Here is a 14,003-nt window from a genome sequence, read left to right on the forward strand (position 1 = left end):
AGGTCGTAGCCCGTCGCCCTCGAAGGAGCCGTGCGGCAGCCTCAATGCCTCGCTGCCGACGTCGTGTATCGCCCATGTATGGCCGCTCCCTAGCGTGGCGCCGATGGAGGCGCCATGTGGGGAATGATCAGCGGTCAGCTGCGCAGGCAGTCCGTGCGGACGTTGACGTTGCTGGTCGGTGTGCTGGTGGCCACGGCCGGGTTCACTCTGCTGACCGGGTCCGTGGAGACCTCACGGCTGACGGTGAAGGCGCCCGCCGACGCCAACTTCCGTGCCGCGTAGGACATTCTGGTGCGGCCAGCCGGTGCGCGGACCGGGCGCGAGGAGTCCGTCGGGCAGGTGCGCCCCAACTTTCTGTCCGGGCAGTTCGGTGGGATAACTCCCGGTCAGTGGCGCGAGATCGCCGGCCTGCGAGGGTTGGAGATCGCCGCTCCCATGGCGTGCTCGGCTATGTGCGGGCCGGGACGCACGCCCACGGCTCGGGCATGACGTGCTGGCGCCGCTTGCGGGGAAAGGGAGAGCCGACTGCGGTTACGACCATGACGTCCACCGCGACCAGGTCCGCGAGCGCGGCATCGTCCGTGCCTTCGCACAGCTGAAAATCTGGCAACCGATGCGGCGGGCGAGACACTCCACCCCGCCGCATCGGCACCATCGTCCAGACTCTCCAAACCTTCCTGACCTGCGCCTATCAGGGACAGAAGAGATTCAGTGCTCGCAGAGGGAGAATTCTCGTTCGTAGAGCTGCTCGTTGTGTTCGTTGACGAAGAACTTGCGTTCCTCCATAAGTCGTTCGCGGTAGTTCTTGGCCTGTTCAAGCGTCATGGTCGAGGTGTCGGACCATGGTTGTTGTGGTGGCACATCGGATGTCGAGACGATCTTTTCCGAAGGGTCGACCAGGAAGAACGCGAGAATTTTGCGATATCCCGGGCGGGTGGGGTCCATGAGGCGGAATGCGTCGACGCGGTGTTGCAAGATGTTCGGGAACGCCAGGCAGCGGCCCGCTGGGGTCGATGCCGATCCCAGCATCTGGTTCAGTGCGTCTTCGTCCTCCAGGCCGTAGACGTCACGCAGACCGTTGTCGTCGTTCTGTTCGTAGTTCGGGTCGTCGAGTGCCGCCCGGAAGCTCAGCCGGCTTTCGGTGATGTTCTCGCTGTCCCAGTAGTAGATGCCGGTCGAGACGATCCGCTCGTTCAACATTCCCTCGACATGCCAGGAACCGCCGGCGTACTCGGGCTTGTCCGGGGTGAGATGAATGGTGGCGAGTTTGACGATGACCTGGAGACGGCGGCCGCGCAGGTCGACTCGGGCGGATTCGTCGGGCAACTCGGGCGGGGTGAAGGCCGGGGCGTCCGGGATGACCGGGCGGCGGTTTTCCCACCAGTCGTCCTGGGCCTCTCCCCATGCGCGGACGGCTTCGGCGTAGGCCTCATCATCGCTGTAGGAGGACTTGTCCGGAAACTCCGGTTTCGAGTCGTACCACCCGTAAGGGTTGGCCTCGATCCGCAGCGGCCGCGGATGGCGAAGATCGGTGAGCACGTTCTCCAGCAGCGGGCGAAAGCGGGCGAACAAGTCCGGCAGGACAGAGGCCAGTTCGCGATGAGTCTCGGGGTGGACATTGTTGACGTACGACCGGAAGACGACGTCACCGTCGTCACTGACGTCGAGGTCCGTGGGCAACCACTGGAACTTCTCCGAGAACTCGTATGTCGAGTAGCGGTCCGTCGGGTTGTGCCAAGCTCGCTCGGGCGCGCCGCTCACCTCTCGCACCAGGCAGAACAGTGAGGGGTGAACCAGATCCAGTACCTGGCCATCGGATCCGGGATGCCAGTCCTGTTCTGCCTCGGGGACCTGTTCCAGAACCCGAACCGCCTCGCGCAGCCGGGACCTGAGCTCGTCGTCGACCAGTGTGTCCGACTGCCACACCCCATCGACAGCGGACACTTCGACGCCGGTTCGTGCGTCCCGCAGCGCGGCGTAATGCACGAGTTCGGCAAGCACGTAACGAACCTGCGCTTCGGTAAGGCCCTGGGCGACCGCTTCTTGGGTCCACCTGGCGACGATGTCGGCATCGTTCATCTTGTCGAACCATCCCGGCTTCGCCCGAATGTGTGAGCTGCACTGCATCATCTGAAGTTCCCGCAGCGTTCGGGGGGTCGCGAACGATATGGAACGGGCAGCATGAAAGGGCAGCGGGAAAGCAGACAGGCCAGTCAATTCTCTTGGTCCTCCCGGTCGGTGTGCGGCGGCGGGAAGGATACTTCAGCGGACTGACACAGAAGGTTGCCTTGAGCTCGTGCTCCCTGCCGCCGCAGGGACCCTGTGCCTTTGGGCAAGGGAACGGGGCTGCGGTGAGCCCGGGTGCCGGGCAGCGTGGCGGTGTGGCTGATCTGATGTGGGATGACGTGAACTGCTTCTTCGCCCCGGGCCTGAGTTCGCGGAGAGGGGCTGGCAGCACCAGTACGGCGAAGGCGAGGAGGAGCTTCAGGTGCCTCGCGCGGAGGCCGTGCTGCCCCGTTCGGCGGATGTTGAGTGCCCGAACCTGCAGGTCTGGCCGACTGCTGATGTGCCGGCGATCTTCCGCTTCTGTGCGGACGATGAGAAGTCCCTGCTCATCGAGCAGGGATTCCGTTTGCCGCAACGCACTTAGGCCGCCTCTTTCGGATCACGCCTCGACAGCGTCGTCGTCCGACCGTACCCAGGCCAGCTGTGCGTCGCTCAGCGGAGGGTCGAACCCTTCTGGGAACATCAGCATGAGCGGATGCGGCCACATGTTCTCCGGCCCGTGCTCTTGGCAGTGCAGGGCGATGAGATGCGGCCCTTCCCCGCAGGACTCGTGCCGGTATTGGCGGTCATGCGCCTGGCAGAAGTACACATACCTTGAGCAGCCGTCCTCATCGCTCGGCTCGTAGAAGCCGGTATCACAGACGATCTGGGTCACCGGTTCCTGCCGATTGAACCGGGGGATGGGCCGCGGATCACGCCACAGCAAGCGTGGAGGAAGCACGCGCCCATCTTGCACCGCGGCCGAGCCATTCGGGTCACCGGGTGGTTGGTCCGGTCATGTCGTCGCGAAGCGAGCGCGTGGGCTCAGTGGACCGAGGTCACCTGGAATCCCACGACGGGCCGCGACCGGATCTCGCCTGGTTGTGACAACTGCTGTGCGTTGGAGCTGGCCATGCGGCTGAAGGCGATGGGTCAGGCGAAATACCAGCGGGATGGTGATCCGCGGACCAGCGGCCCTGGGTGCACCTGCGAGACCTGTGGCGGGGACGGTTCTCAGACCCCACCCTGGACAAACTCGTAGACGACATCGACCGTCAGGCGGAAGCGAGCAGCGGTTACACCGCTGCCGACCACGCGCGCGTGGCCATCACCATCCCTCCCAAGGGCATCAGCGCACGGGACCTGGACGAGGACCAACGCCAGCTGCTGAGGCGACTGCTCACCCGCTACACCGGCCGGGCCCCGCAGGACCTCGCCGCGGCATACGACGCCCACTATGCCCGTGACTCCGTTCTCGACGAGGTCCACGTCGGCTGGGCAGGCGGCCCCGAGAAGGGGAAATCGCACTACTACCGGGTCCAAGGCCCCAGCATCCTCATCGAGTACAACAACACCCAGCGAAACGGCAACCACGCCCACTCGGTGTGGCGCGACCCGCGCTCGGACTTCGGCCTCAGCGAGCTGGCCGCACACCGGGAGCGCGCTCTCCCGCGCTGAGGCGGATGGCGCTGTCGTGCCGTGGCGGCGCCGGACTACTCCTGTGCGTGCCGGATGGCGTCCAGGACGATGTGGGCGATGTGCTCGTCGGTGAGGTGGTAATGGATCTCGCGGGCCTGGCGGCGGGTCGTCACGATGCGGGAGTTGCGCAGGACCCGCAGGTGCTGCGAGACCAGTGGCTGGCTCACCCCCAGGGCGGCGACGAGTTCGTGGACGTACTTTCCCCCCTCTGACAGCTCGCGCACGATGCCGAGGCGGACCGGGGAGGCCAGCGCCTTCAGCAGGTCGCTGGCGGCCTCCAGGGCGCGTAGCGGTTCGTCTGCCGGGGTTGTCGAGGGGGGAGTCATTGCCACATGCGCATATTAGCAAGTGGCAATGATTTCCGGTCCGATTCGTGTCGGCGCTCGCGTCCCTCCTCACCACCTGACCGCACGGAAGGAGCCTGTGCATGAGTGACACCGCACGAGGCCGCCTGGACCGGCCCTTCGCCCACGTCGTCTGCGTCACCTGCGATGCCGCCGACGAGGAGGAGATGGACGGATTGCGGCGAGGCGTACGGAGCTGCCGCCAGGGGATCACGGTCTCCACCGGCTGTCTGGCACGGCTCCTGCACTGCCGCCGACGGCGCGGTGTCCATGCTGCCGTGCAGCCGTGCGCGGCGGATCGCAGGCCCACGGGAGCCGTCGTACGCCTGGGCCCGATCGTCACCGAGGCCGAGGCCGAGGTTGTCGGGGCGTGGTTGCGGGCCGGAATGCCGGACGACGGCACGCTGCCCGACACCCTGCGCGCGGCGCCTGCTCCGCAGCAGGTTGCCCACCTCAACTGAGGGACACGCACGGGGCTGGGAGAGCCCTTGTGGTCAGCGCACGCGCCGTTCCTCCAGCGGTGCGGCGCGCAGGCGTGCGGCGGTGTCGCTCGGCAGGTGGGGGGTGTGGCCCACGAGGCGGGCGGAGTTGGCGACGACGGCGATGCTGCTGGTGTTGTGCAGCAGGGCGGCCAGGACGGGGTTGATGGAGCCGCCGGCGCCGGCGATGAGGCCGGCGAGGTTGACGCCGATGGAGAGTGTGTAGTTCTGCCGTACGACGCGCAGGGTGTGGCGGCTGAGCTCGACGACGGCGGCGACCTGGCGCAGGTCGTTTCCGGCCAGGGCGATGTCGGCGGTCTCGAGGGCGACGTGGGAGGAGTGGGCGCCCATGACGATGCCGACGTCGGCGAGCGCGAGGGCGGGTGCGTCGTTGGTGCCGTCGCCGACCATGGCGACGCTGTGGCCCGCTGCCTGGAGGTCGCGGATGAGCTGGAGTTTGGCCTCGGGCAGGGCGTGGGCGTGGACTTCGGTGATGCCGAGGGTGTCGGCCACGGCCTGGGCGGTCTCGGGGGCGTCGCCGGTGAGCAGCACGATGCGGGTGACGCCGAGGTCGGTGAGTTGGCGGACGACGGTGTCGGCTCCGCCGCGTACGGCGTCGGACAGGCCGAGCATGCCGATGAGCTTGTCGTCGTGGGCGAGGCAGATGACGGTCTCGCCGCCGGCGCGCAGTCGGCTCGTCCACTCCTGGGCCACGTCGGTGAGTTCGAGGCCGTGGCGGCGCAGGAGGGCGGGGCTGCCCACGAGCAGGCGGCTGCCGTCGAGTTCGGCGCGTACGCCCATGCCGAGGACGACTTCGCAGGCTTGGTGGATGGGGATGTGCAGGTGTTGTTCCTCGGTGCGCCGGACGATGGCTTCGGCGAGCGGGTGCCGTGCGTGCAGCTCACCGGAAGCGGCCAGGCTCAGCACTTCATCCGCGGTGACCGTTTCGTCGAGCGTGACGACGCTGGTGACCAGGGGGCGGCCGAGGGTGAGGGTGCCGGTCTTGTCGAAGACGACGGCGGTGACGCGGCCGATGCCTTCCAGGTGGGTGCCGCCCTTGATGAGGGTGCCGCGGCGGGCGCCGTTGCCGATGGCGGCACTGATCGCCGTGGGGGTGGCCAGGCCCGCGGCGCAGGGGCAGGCGATCAGCAGCATGGTCATGGCTCGTCGGGCGTCCCGGGTGAGGACGTATGTGATGCCGGCGAGGGCGAAGGAGACGGGGACGAAGCGGCGGGTGAAGGCGGCGGCGACGGTCTGGATCGGGGCCCGGTCGGCCTGTGCCTCCTCGACCCGGGTGATGATCCGCCCGACGACCGTGTCCTGCCCGACCGAGGTGGCTCGTACGGTCAGGGAGCCGTTGGATACGAGTGTGCCCGCATAGACCTCGGTGCCGGGCTGCACGTACACCGGCAGCGCCTCACCGGTGATCGCCGCCTGGTCGACCAGTGCCTCGCCGGACTCGGCGGTGCCGTCGACGGGGATGCGGTGGTGTTCGTAGACCGCGACCACGTCCCCGGTCCTGATCTCCGCCAGGTCGACCTCGACCTCCACGCCGTCGCGGACCAGCCAGACCCGCTCCTCCCCGATGGAGAGCAGTTCCTCGATGGCGCGCCGGGTCCGGCGCAGGGTGATGGCCTGCAGGAACTCACCGATGTTGAGCAGCCACAGCACCATCAGCGCGACCACGTTCTCGCGCAGCACGAGCGAGATAACGGTCGCTGTTGTCACCAGCAGGTCGGTGCCGGCGTGGCGTCTGCCGCCGAGGGTGCGTGCGGCGCCGCGGAAGAACGGCAGCCCGGTGAAGACGGTGACCGCGCCCAGGAATCCGGCCGAGCCCCCCGGGGTCCAGGGAGGTCGGCCGAGCAGCCGCCGCAGTCCCACCAGGGCGAGCACCGCACCGCCGACCACGAGCCGCGCGACCTCTCCCGTGGAGGAGTCGGGCACGGACCGGCTGGCCCTGGCGCGCACCTCAGGCGGTGGAGCCTCGGCGAGGGCGGCGACCAGTCGGTCGAGGTCGACCAGGTCGGGCTGCACCCAGACGATCACCGCGCCGGTGCGGGGGAAGATGCGCAGCGCCCGGAAGCCCGGCAGATCCGTGAACCGCTCATCGACGATCCCGGCACAGCCCGGCCGCGCCCGCAGCCAGGGCACTGTCAGCCGTACGCGCCCCGCGGCAGCCGACCGCACCACCACGCCGGAGCCGGACATGGCGACCGCCCTTTCAGTGCTCGTGGTCGTGGTCGTGCCCCTCGACACCGACCGCCGAGGGCGGCGGCGCATCCTCACCCATCTGCTCCCTGGCCTCCGCCAGCAGGTCTCCTGCCCTCAGGCGGGCTTCCTCGGCGGCTTCTCCCAGCCGTCGCCCCGTCGTGATGCCGCCGGCGATGCCGCTGACCAGAAGCCGGCGGGCCGCGGGCTTCGCTTTGGGTGCGGCCTTGGCGACTCCCCGTAGGACCAGTACGCCGGCGGTTCCGGACAGGGCGTAGTGCGTGATGCGGCCCACGACCGCACCCGCAAGAGCGGCGGGATGCATCATGGTCTCCTTCCGCGGAACGGATTCCTCCGTCTTCGACGCGGTAAGTCCATTCTCGCCCCGCGGCGGACATCGCGCACCAGTCGTTCTGAACCACGCCTGTGGCCGCGCAGGCCGAGGCGGCCCGCGTTAAGTTCTTGGTAAGGATTTCCATATCGGATGGCCGAATGACGGTCTTGACATCCGTTTCCATCTAGCGTGTGCCGAAGCCGGGACGGGCTGAGCTCGGCGGACAACTCACCTTGCTACGGAGGGATCCTCCATGCGTGCGTCCTCGTCCCGGCGTCTGGCGCCGCTGATAACCGGCGCTTCCCTGGTTCTCCTGGCCGGCTGCGGCAGCTCCTCCGACTCCGCAGGCGGCACCGACGCCTCGCAGAGCCCCGTCTCCTCGTCCGCCGTCCCGGTGGTGGCCTCGACGAACGTCTACGGCGACCTCGTCGAGCAGATAGGCGGCGGGAAGGTGAAGGTCACGTCGATCATCAGTGACCCCGACCAGGACCCGCACTCCTACGAGGCCAACACCCAGAACCAGTTGGCGCTCTCCAAGGCGAAGGTCGTCGTCGAAAACGGTGGCGGTTACGACGACTTCATCGACCGGATGCTGCAGAGCAGCGACAACTCCTCAGCCGAGGTGATCAACGCGGTCAAAGTCTCAGGGAAGACCGCCCCCGTAGGCGGGGAGCTCAACGAGCACGTCTGGTACGACTTCCCCACCGTCGGCAAGGTGGCGGACAGCATCGCCGCCGCCCTGGGCAAGGCCGACCCGGACGACGCTGCCACCTTCACCAAGAACGCGGAAGACTTCAAGGCGAAGCTGAAGCCGCTGGAGACGAAGGAAGCCCGGATCAAGACCGACCACGGCGGCGAAGAGGTGGCCATCACCGAGCCTGTGCCGCTGTACATGGTCGAGGCGAGCGGACTGAAGAACGCCACGCCCGAGGCATTCAGCGAAGCCATCGAAGAAGGCGACGACGTCTCCCCGCGGACCCTGCAGGAAACGCTGGAACTGTTCACCGGCAACAAGGTCGAGGCGCTGGTCTACAACGAGCAGACCTCCGGCCCCCAGACCGAGAAGGTCGAGCAGGCCGCCAAGGCCGCCGGGATCCCGGTCGTCCCCGTCACCGAGACGCTCCCCGAGGACAAGGACTACGTCGCCTGGATGACCGCCAACGTCGACGCGCTCGCGAGCGCGCTGGCCAAGTGAGGCAGCCCACCGTGGCCTCCTTGCCCCGCGCCCGCCAGAGCACGAGCGAGCACCCGGACCGTGGCGCGGACGCCGCGGTGATCAGCCTGCGCGGCGCGGCCCTGTCCTACGGTGACCGCGTGCTGTGGCAGGACCTCGATCTCGATGTGCGGCCCGGCGAGTTCCTGGCCGTGCTCGGCCCCAACGGATCGGGTAAGACCAGCCTTGTACGCGCCCTGCTGGGGCAGCGGCAGCTGTCCGCCGGCACGTTGACGGTGCTGGGGCGCCCGCCCCGCAAGGGCAGTCGGCACATCGGCTATGTCCCGCAGCAGGCGACGCTGTCCGCGCACGCGATGCTGCGTGCCCGGGACCTGGTCCGCTTCGGCATCGACGGCCACGGGTTCGGACCCCGGCTGCGCACGGGCGCCGTACGCCACCGCGTGGACGAAGTCCTCGAAGCCGTCGGGGCCGCCGCCTACGCGGACGTGCCCGTCGGTCTGCTCTCCGGCGGCGAACGGCAGCGCGTCCGCATCGGGCAGGCGCTCGCGACCGACCCGCGAATCCTGCTGTGCGACGAACCACTGCTCTCCCTCGACCTGCACCACCAGCGCGCCGTGACGGAACTGGTGGACGCCCGCCGTCGCTCGCACAACACAGCCGTGGTCTTCGTGACCCACGAGATCAACCCCGTGCTGGGACTCGTGGACCGCGTGCTCTACCTCGCCCGCGGCGGCTTCCGGGTCGGCACACCCGACGAGGTGCTGACCTCCGAAGCGCTCTCGCAGCTGTACGGCACGCAGGTCGACGTCGTCCGCGTCCAGGGCCGGATCACGGTAGTGGGCGTGCCCGACGAGGTGGCCGAACCGCCGCATCACCCCGAACTTCCGCATGAGGTACGGCCATGACGATCGCCGACGGGATCTGGCAGCAGATCTTCAACTTCGACAACTACGGCGAACTGCTCGCCCTGGTCCGCAACTCCCTCATCGCCGGCGCCGCGCTCGGTCTGATCGGCGGTCTGGTGGGGGTCTTCGTCCTCATGCGGGACCTGCCCTTCGCGGTACACGGGGTCAGCGAACTGTCCTTCGCCGGGGCCTCGGCCGCGCTGCTGATGGGCGTGAACATCGTGGGCGGCTCGATCGTCGGCTCACTGATCGCGGCTGGGGCGATCGGGCTGCTCGGGGCGCGCGCCCGGGACCGCAACTCGGTGATCGGCACACTCATGCCGTTCGGCCTCGGTCTCGGCGTGCTGTTCCTCGCCCTGTACAAGGGCCGGGCGGCGAACAAGTTCGGGCTCCTCACCGGGCAGATCGTCGCCGTCGACACCCCCCAGATGTCCTGGCTGCTCGGCACGTCGGCCGTGGTACTCGTGGCGCTGGCGGCCATGTGGCGACCGCTCACCTTCGCCAGCGCCGACCCGGACGTGGCCGAGGCACGAGGTGTGCCGGTCCGCGGACTCTCGTTCGCCTTCATGATCGTGCTGGGCCTCGCGGTCGCGCTGTCCGTGCAGATCGTCGGGGCGCTGCTGGTCCTCACCCTCCTCGTCACCCCGGCGGCCGCCGCTGCCCGGGTCACGGCCTCACCTGTGCTGCTGCCCGTGCTGAGCGTGGTGTTCGCGGTGCTCTCCATCGAGGGCGGGATCCTGCTGGCCCTGGGCAGCAGCATCCCGATCAGCCCCTACGTCACCACCATCTCCTTCACGATCTACATCGTCTGCCGACTGGTGGGCACCTACCGGACGCGACAGTGGGCAGTCGCCGCACGTCCCGCGCCCGAGCCCGGCTGACCCACCAGCCGCGAGCCAGGCTCACCCACCAGCCGGCGCCTCTGGTCCGGGCGGCTCGCAGCCGGCCTGTGAGGCCGGTGCCGCGATCATGCTTGCCGGGAACGGCGTGCAGAACGCCGGGTGTTCCACGACACCAGGGGTGAATGTCGTCTTCAGGCCCGGCCACATCGAGGCGGGTGATGCCGACGGGCCGACGTCGATGCGGGGCGCGTCCGGTAAAGCCGTTCGCCGGCGTCGTCGCGTACGACGTCCGCGCCTCCCGACGCTTCCAGGTCGTGCAGGGCGCGGTAGACCGTGGTCAGGCCGATGCGGACGCTGTCCGCGGCGAGCAGGGCGCGCAGTTCCTGGGCGGACACGAAGTCCTGATGACCGACGAGCGCACCCATGACAGCGATTCGTTGCGGGGTGGTCCGGCCGCTCACGGCCGATCACCTCCGCTGACTGCAAGGCGATGTTCGTCGGGGCGGGGTCAGCGACGATTCCCGCGCCGGGGTTTTCGTCGCCGGCCTTGTCACCTCGGATCTGGTCGGCACGCTGCCGCCGCCGCTGGGGGGGGCGCGGGCCACGAGGGCTGCACGCTGCACCGTCCGCGTCGGCCTGAAGGGCACGGCCGTGGCCGGCCGTCACCTCAGCGGCGGTCGGCCGGTCCGTGGCAGCCGGATGAGGTTGAGGCGGTATTCCTCGACTTGGGGCAGCCGTTGGGCGGCGAGGCCGGAGAGCATCTCCCGGTACGCGGCCGGGAGCTTGTCGTGCATCCCGGACGTCAGGCTGGTGAGCGTGTGGGAGGCGAGGAGGCGGGATCCCGGGCGGCGGTCGGCGAGTTGGGCCGGGTCCGCGCAGGCCCACCGCATGCGGGCGTCCACCTTGCTGAGCGCGTCGTGCTGGTTCTGGGTGTCGATGAAGCCGGGGCCGGCGGTGTCAAGGGCCAGCAGAGAGCCGGGGAACCGGTCGGCGAGCAGGTCGATGACGTGCCGTACGTCTCCCTCCTCGAGGAAGGGCAGAACGGCTTCGGCGGCGAAGAAGTACGGGCCGTCCGACTGGGCGACCACCGCTTCGGTCCACGTCTCGTCCGTGACCGACGCGGCGAGCATCGTCCGGCGCCCGCTGTCGGTGACAAACCGCCTGCGCAGCTCGATGACGTCGGGCAGGTCGAGGTCGAACCAGCGGGCCTGCCCGTTGTCGACGCGCTCGTAGCGGGTGTTGAGGCCGGTGCCGATCTCCACCACGGTGCCGGTGGGCTGGGCGGCGAGGAAGTCCGCCACCCACCGGTCGAACAGGCTTGTACGCAGGACAGTGCCGATCAGGCTGGGCAGATCGTCGAAGCGGGTGAAGTCGTAGTCGATCGACGCGACGATCTCCTCGGCCCGAGGGTCGCGCAGGGCCGCGTCCTGCTTGCGGGTCTCCACTGCCCGGCCGTACAGGGGGATGAGAAGCGTTTCCTGGACGGTGCCCAGACGTGCTGCGTGCGCTGCCACGGCTACCTCCCTCGCCTGCGGGGGCTTCGACGCTATATGAAAATGGGTTCCAATATGGGAGGTTGCTCAGGTCGGTCGAGCCGCTCGGTCCCCGCCGCCCGCCAGTGGCATGCAGGACGTGCGCAGGCCGACGGGCCACTGGCAGGGCCTGGGGGATCTGCTGTCACCGTCCCACGGGGTCGCCTTCGGCGCCGTCGGTCTGTGTGCGCAGCATCGCCTGGCCGCCGTGGTCCAAGGGTGTGTCCAGCTTCAATCGGGCTGCTTCGCTGCCTGTTCGGGCGTCGAAGACGTGGACTTCGCCGTGGCCGCCGCGGGTGACGGCGACCCAGTCGGAGCCCGGTGAGGCGGCCACCGCGCGGCGTTGGACGCCCTCCCAGGGGGTGCCGCCACGGCGGGGCGCCCCGTCCATGGCGGGGAGGGCGGCGCGGTGGGCGGTTTCGCCGTCGGCGTCCAGCAGGATCAGTTCGTCGCCGTCCGGGTGGATGCGGGTGAACGCGGTGTGGTCCTTGGTGAGGGCCAGCCGGAAGACCAGTCCCGGGCCGAGCTCCGTCAGGGTCGTACGGTCGGTGTCGAGGTCGTGACACCACGCCTGGTTCGTCCACTCCGCCCATCGCAGCGGGTCCGCCGGGCCGCCGCGCAGGGTCGACCACAGTGCGGGGCGCCGCGTGTCGAGTCGCAGATACCAGCCCCGGGCGGGCGACTTCCAGGGGATCAGGGGGCGCGGAGCGAGCGTGTCGCCCTCGCGGCTCACCTGGTGCACTCCCTCGCCGGTGGCCGCGAAGATGCGGGCGGTGTACGGGTCGTGGGCGTCGCCGTGTCCGTCGTCCGGCAGGGTCAGGTGGGCGGTGGGTGTGACCGTGGGGCAGCCGGGCGGTGCCCCGAGCAGGTCGGTGAAACGGTGTACGGCCAAGGCGCCGGGCTCCCTGTGCCGGAGGACGACCAGCGGATCGCCGTTGCCCAGGACCGTCACACCTGGTTCGCCGATGCGCGTGCGCACCCGGGCCACGTCCCCCGTGGTCCGGTCGACGACCGTCAGCAGGTCCGACCACGGCTCGGCGTTCTCGCCGAGGCCCGTCGTGACGGCCAGCCACCGGCCGGAGGGGTCGCAGGCGAGGTGCTCGGCCGGCACGGCCACCGGGATCGCCGCCTCGACCGGTTCGTCGCCGAACGGATCGAGCACGAGCAGCTCGCCCCTGCGGTCGTCGACGCAGGCGACCCGTCCGCCCGCCAGCGCCAGGAACCCCGCGTGCTCGGAGAGATGACGGCCGGTGAGGCGGCCGGTTTCGGTTCCGTCCGGCACGGTCAGTACGTGGACGCATCCCTCCACGTGGTCGGACACGAGCAGCACAGCAGGTGCGGCGGTCATCGAAGCCTCCATGAAAAAGGGTCTACTGAAAATGATTATCATGTATCTTCGGTGCGTTCCGGGACCCCTGAGAAGAAGCGAGGGCATCGATGCTGCGCTCACCGTCGAGATTGGTCCGAGGCTGGATCACCGCAGCGATCGTGGGCTCGGCCCTGGTCGGTTGCGGCACGTCCGCCGAACCGGCGAGCGAGGAGACCACGGCCGCCAGGAAGACCGATGTCACCGTCGAACCCATCAAGGCGGCACGGGCGTTGACCGACACGAACGGTGTCAAGGTCTCCCTGAAGAAGGAGCCCGAACGCATCGTCTGCCTGTTCGCGCTCTGCGACGACATCCTGACCGAACTGGGCATCGTCCCCGCGGCCACGAACAGCGCGCTCCTCGCCCACCCCGACTTCCTGGGGGAGAAGAAGGCCAAGGAGGTCGATGTCATCCCCGGCGGGTTCATCGCGCCCGAGGTGGAGGCGATCCTCTCCCGCAAGCCCGACCTCGTGATCGGCCTGGAGGACACCCACGGCAAGCTCGCCCCGGCGCTGAAGGACGCCACCACGTTCTGGCCCATGCAGCCCGGGACGTGGGAGGACAGCGTGGGCTACCTGCGCGACGTGGCCGCGCTCACCGGCCGCACGGCCGAGGGTGAGAAGGCCGAGAAGGCCTTCCGCACCAAGCTCGCAGAGGCCGAGAAGACCAGGAGCGACAAGACCGCGCTCATCATCTACGGCAATGACGAGAACTTCGGCGTCGCCACCCCGGAGACCGACGTGGGCGCCAGCCTGTTCCCGAAGCTGGCGGACTACCCGTGGAAGTCGCGTGGCGTGGAGGGAAGTTACAGCCTGGAGGAGATCCTCGCGGCGGACGTCGACGTGCTGTTCGTCGAGACGATGAGCTTCGGCGAGGCGGACGGCAAGCTGTCGGAGAAGCTGGCGAAGAACCCCCTGTGGGGCAAGATCCCGGCGGTGAAGAACGGCGACGTCCACGAGGTCGACTCCGAGGTGTGGGCCAAGGGACGCGGTACTCGTTCGCTGGGCGTCGTCCTCGATGAGGCCACGGCCGCGCTGCGGTGAGCGCGCCCACCGCGACACACACCGCGGCG

General features: G+C 69.0%; 15 protein-coding genes and 1 pseudogene. 8 read left to right on the plus strand and 8 right to left on the minus strand.

Translation table 11 applies throughout. The features are described from left to right. Window positions 1-114 precede the first annotated feature (114 nt). On the plus strand, window positions 115-282 hold the full coding sequence (locus ACIBAG_RS26225) for a hypothetical protein (RefSeq protein WP_399108043.1): 168 nt from the start codon (window positions 115-117) through the stop codon (window positions 280-282). Window positions 283-708: 426 nt separating this feature from the next. Here ACIBAG_RS26225 and ACIBAG_RS26230 read toward each other — a convergent pair whose 3' ends face one another. Together ACIBAG_RS26230 and ACIBAG_RS26235 are read right to left on the minus strand one after the other, a co-directional pair. Further along, window positions 709-2,217 carry a DUF4246 domain-containing protein gene (locus tag ACIBAG_RS26230; protein WP_399108045.1) on the minus strand — a complete coding sequence of 503 codons (1,509 nt, stop codon included), beginning with the start codon at window positions 2,215-2,217 and terminating at the stop codon, window positions 709-711. A 448-nt stretch (window positions 2,218-2,665) separates the two neighbouring features. Then, a complete protein-coding gene (locus ACIBAG_RS26235) occupies window positions 2,666-2,941 on the minus strand; it encodes a hypothetical protein (protein WP_399108046.1) in 276 nt (91 codons plus the stop codon). 111 nt (window positions 2,942-3,052) lie between these two features. Here ACIBAG_RS26235 and ACIBAG_RS26240 point away from each other — a divergent pair. Next, window positions 3,053-3,247: pseudogene (locus ACIBAG_RS26240) on the plus strand (DUF5131 family protein); the annotation flags it as partial. 119 nt (window positions 3,248-3,366) lie between these two features. Beyond that, entirely contained in the window at window positions 3,367-3,723 is a 357-nt protein-coding gene (locus tag ACIBAG_RS26245) for a DUF3500 domain-containing protein (RefSeq protein WP_399108047.1), read from the plus strand. Window positions 3,724-3,758: 35 nt separating this feature from the next. On the opposite strand, the gene ACIBAG_RS26250 is transcribed toward ACIBAG_RS26245, so the two are convergent. Next, window positions 3,759-4,070 carry an ArsR/SmtB family transcription factor gene (locus tag ACIBAG_RS26250; RefSeq protein WP_399108318.1) on the minus strand — a complete coding sequence of 104 codons (312 nt, stop codon included), beginning with the start codon at window positions 4,068-4,070 and terminating at the stop codon, window positions 3,759-3,761. A 101-nt stretch (window positions 4,071-4,171) separates the two neighbouring features. Between ACIBAG_RS26250 and ACIBAG_RS26255 the strand changes: the two genes are divergently transcribed. Next, window positions 4,172-4,549 carry a hypothetical protein gene (locus tag ACIBAG_RS26255; RefSeq protein ID WP_399108048.1) on the plus strand — a complete coding sequence of 126 codons (378 nt, stop codon included), beginning with the start codon at window positions 4,172-4,174 and terminating at the stop codon, window positions 4,547-4,549. Between the two features lie 33 nt (window positions 4,550-4,582). Here the strand turns inward: ACIBAG_RS26255 and ACIBAG_RS26260 are convergent, their stop codons facing one another. Together ACIBAG_RS26260 and ACIBAG_RS26265 are read right to left on the minus strand one after the other, a co-directional pair. Beyond that, complete coding sequence (locus ACIBAG_RS26260; RefSeq protein ID WP_399108050.1) at window positions 4,583-6,775, minus strand: heavy metal translocating P-type ATPase; 2,193 nt, start codon at window positions 6,773-6,775, stop codon at window positions 4,583-4,585. 13 nt (window positions 6,776-6,788) lie between these two features. Then, a complete protein-coding gene (locus tag ACIBAG_RS26265) occupies window positions 6,789-7,103 on the minus strand; it encodes a DUF1490 family protein (protein ID WP_399108051.1) in 315 nt (104 codons plus the stop codon). Window positions 7,104-7,362: 259 nt separating this feature from the next. On the opposite strand from ACIBAG_RS26265, the gene ACIBAG_RS26270 reads away from it, so the two are divergent. The 3 genes from ACIBAG_RS26270 to ACIBAG_RS26280 are packed head-to-tail and all read left to right on the plus strand — an operon-like array spanning window position 7,363 to window position 10,069. Further along, window positions 7,363-8,304: a metal ABC transporter solute-binding protein, Zn/Mn family gene (locus tag ACIBAG_RS26270; protein WP_399108052.1), complete on the plus strand. Its 942-nt coding sequence runs from the start codon at window positions 7,363-7,365 to the stop codon at window positions 8,302-8,304. Between the two features lie 20 nt (window positions 8,305-8,324). Further along, on the plus strand, window positions 8,325-9,188 hold the full coding sequence (locus ACIBAG_RS26275; protein ID WP_399108053.1) for a metal ABC transporter ATP-binding protein: 864 nt from the start codon (window positions 8,325-8,327) through the stop codon (window positions 9,186-9,188). Continuing rightward, complete coding sequence (locus tag ACIBAG_RS26280; protein ID WP_399108055.1) at window positions 9,185-10,069, plus strand: metal ABC transporter permease; 885 nt, start codon at window positions 9,185-9,187, stop codon at window positions 10,067-10,069. The genes ACIBAG_RS26275 and ACIBAG_RS26280 overlap by 4 nt, the downstream gene beginning before the upstream one ends. A 152-nt stretch (window positions 10,070-10,221) precedes the next feature. Here ACIBAG_RS26280 and ACIBAG_RS26285 read toward each other — a convergent pair whose 3' ends face one another. From ACIBAG_RS26285 to ACIBAG_RS26295, 3 genes are all read right to left on the minus strand, one after another. Next, window positions 10,222-10,491, minus strand: a complete 270-nt coding sequence (locus tag ACIBAG_RS26285) for a transcriptional repressor (protein WP_399108057.1) — start codon at window positions 10,489-10,491, stop codon at window positions 10,222-10,224. A 201-nt stretch (window positions 10,492-10,692) separates the two neighbouring features. Next, the gene (locus ACIBAG_RS26290) at window positions 10,693-11,544 is read right to left on the minus strand and encodes a class I SAM-dependent methyltransferase (protein WP_399108058.1); all 852 of its coding nucleotides are present in this window, start codon (window positions 11,542-11,544) and stop codon (window positions 10,693-10,695) included. Window positions 11,545-11,707: 163 nt separating this feature from the next. Beyond that, window positions 11,708-12,910, minus strand: coding sequence for a hypothetical protein (locus tag ACIBAG_RS26295; protein WP_399108060.1), 1,203 nt, complete (start codon window positions 12,908-12,910; stop codon window positions 11,708-11,710). An 89-nt stretch (window positions 12,911-12,999) separates the two neighbouring features. On the opposite strand from ACIBAG_RS26295, the gene ACIBAG_RS26300 reads away from it, so the two are divergent. Beyond that, complete coding sequence (locus ACIBAG_RS26300; protein ID WP_399108061.1) at window positions 13,000-13,974, plus strand: ABC transporter substrate-binding protein; 975 nt, start codon at window positions 13,000-13,002, stop codon at window positions 13,972-13,974. Window positions 13,975-14,003: the final 29 nt, after the last annotated feature.

The organism is Streptomyces sp. NPDC051243, assembly GCF_044455405.1.
In the GTDB taxonomy this organism is placed as follows: Bacteria; Actinomycetota; Actinomycetes; order Streptomycetales; family Streptomycetaceae; genus Streptomyces.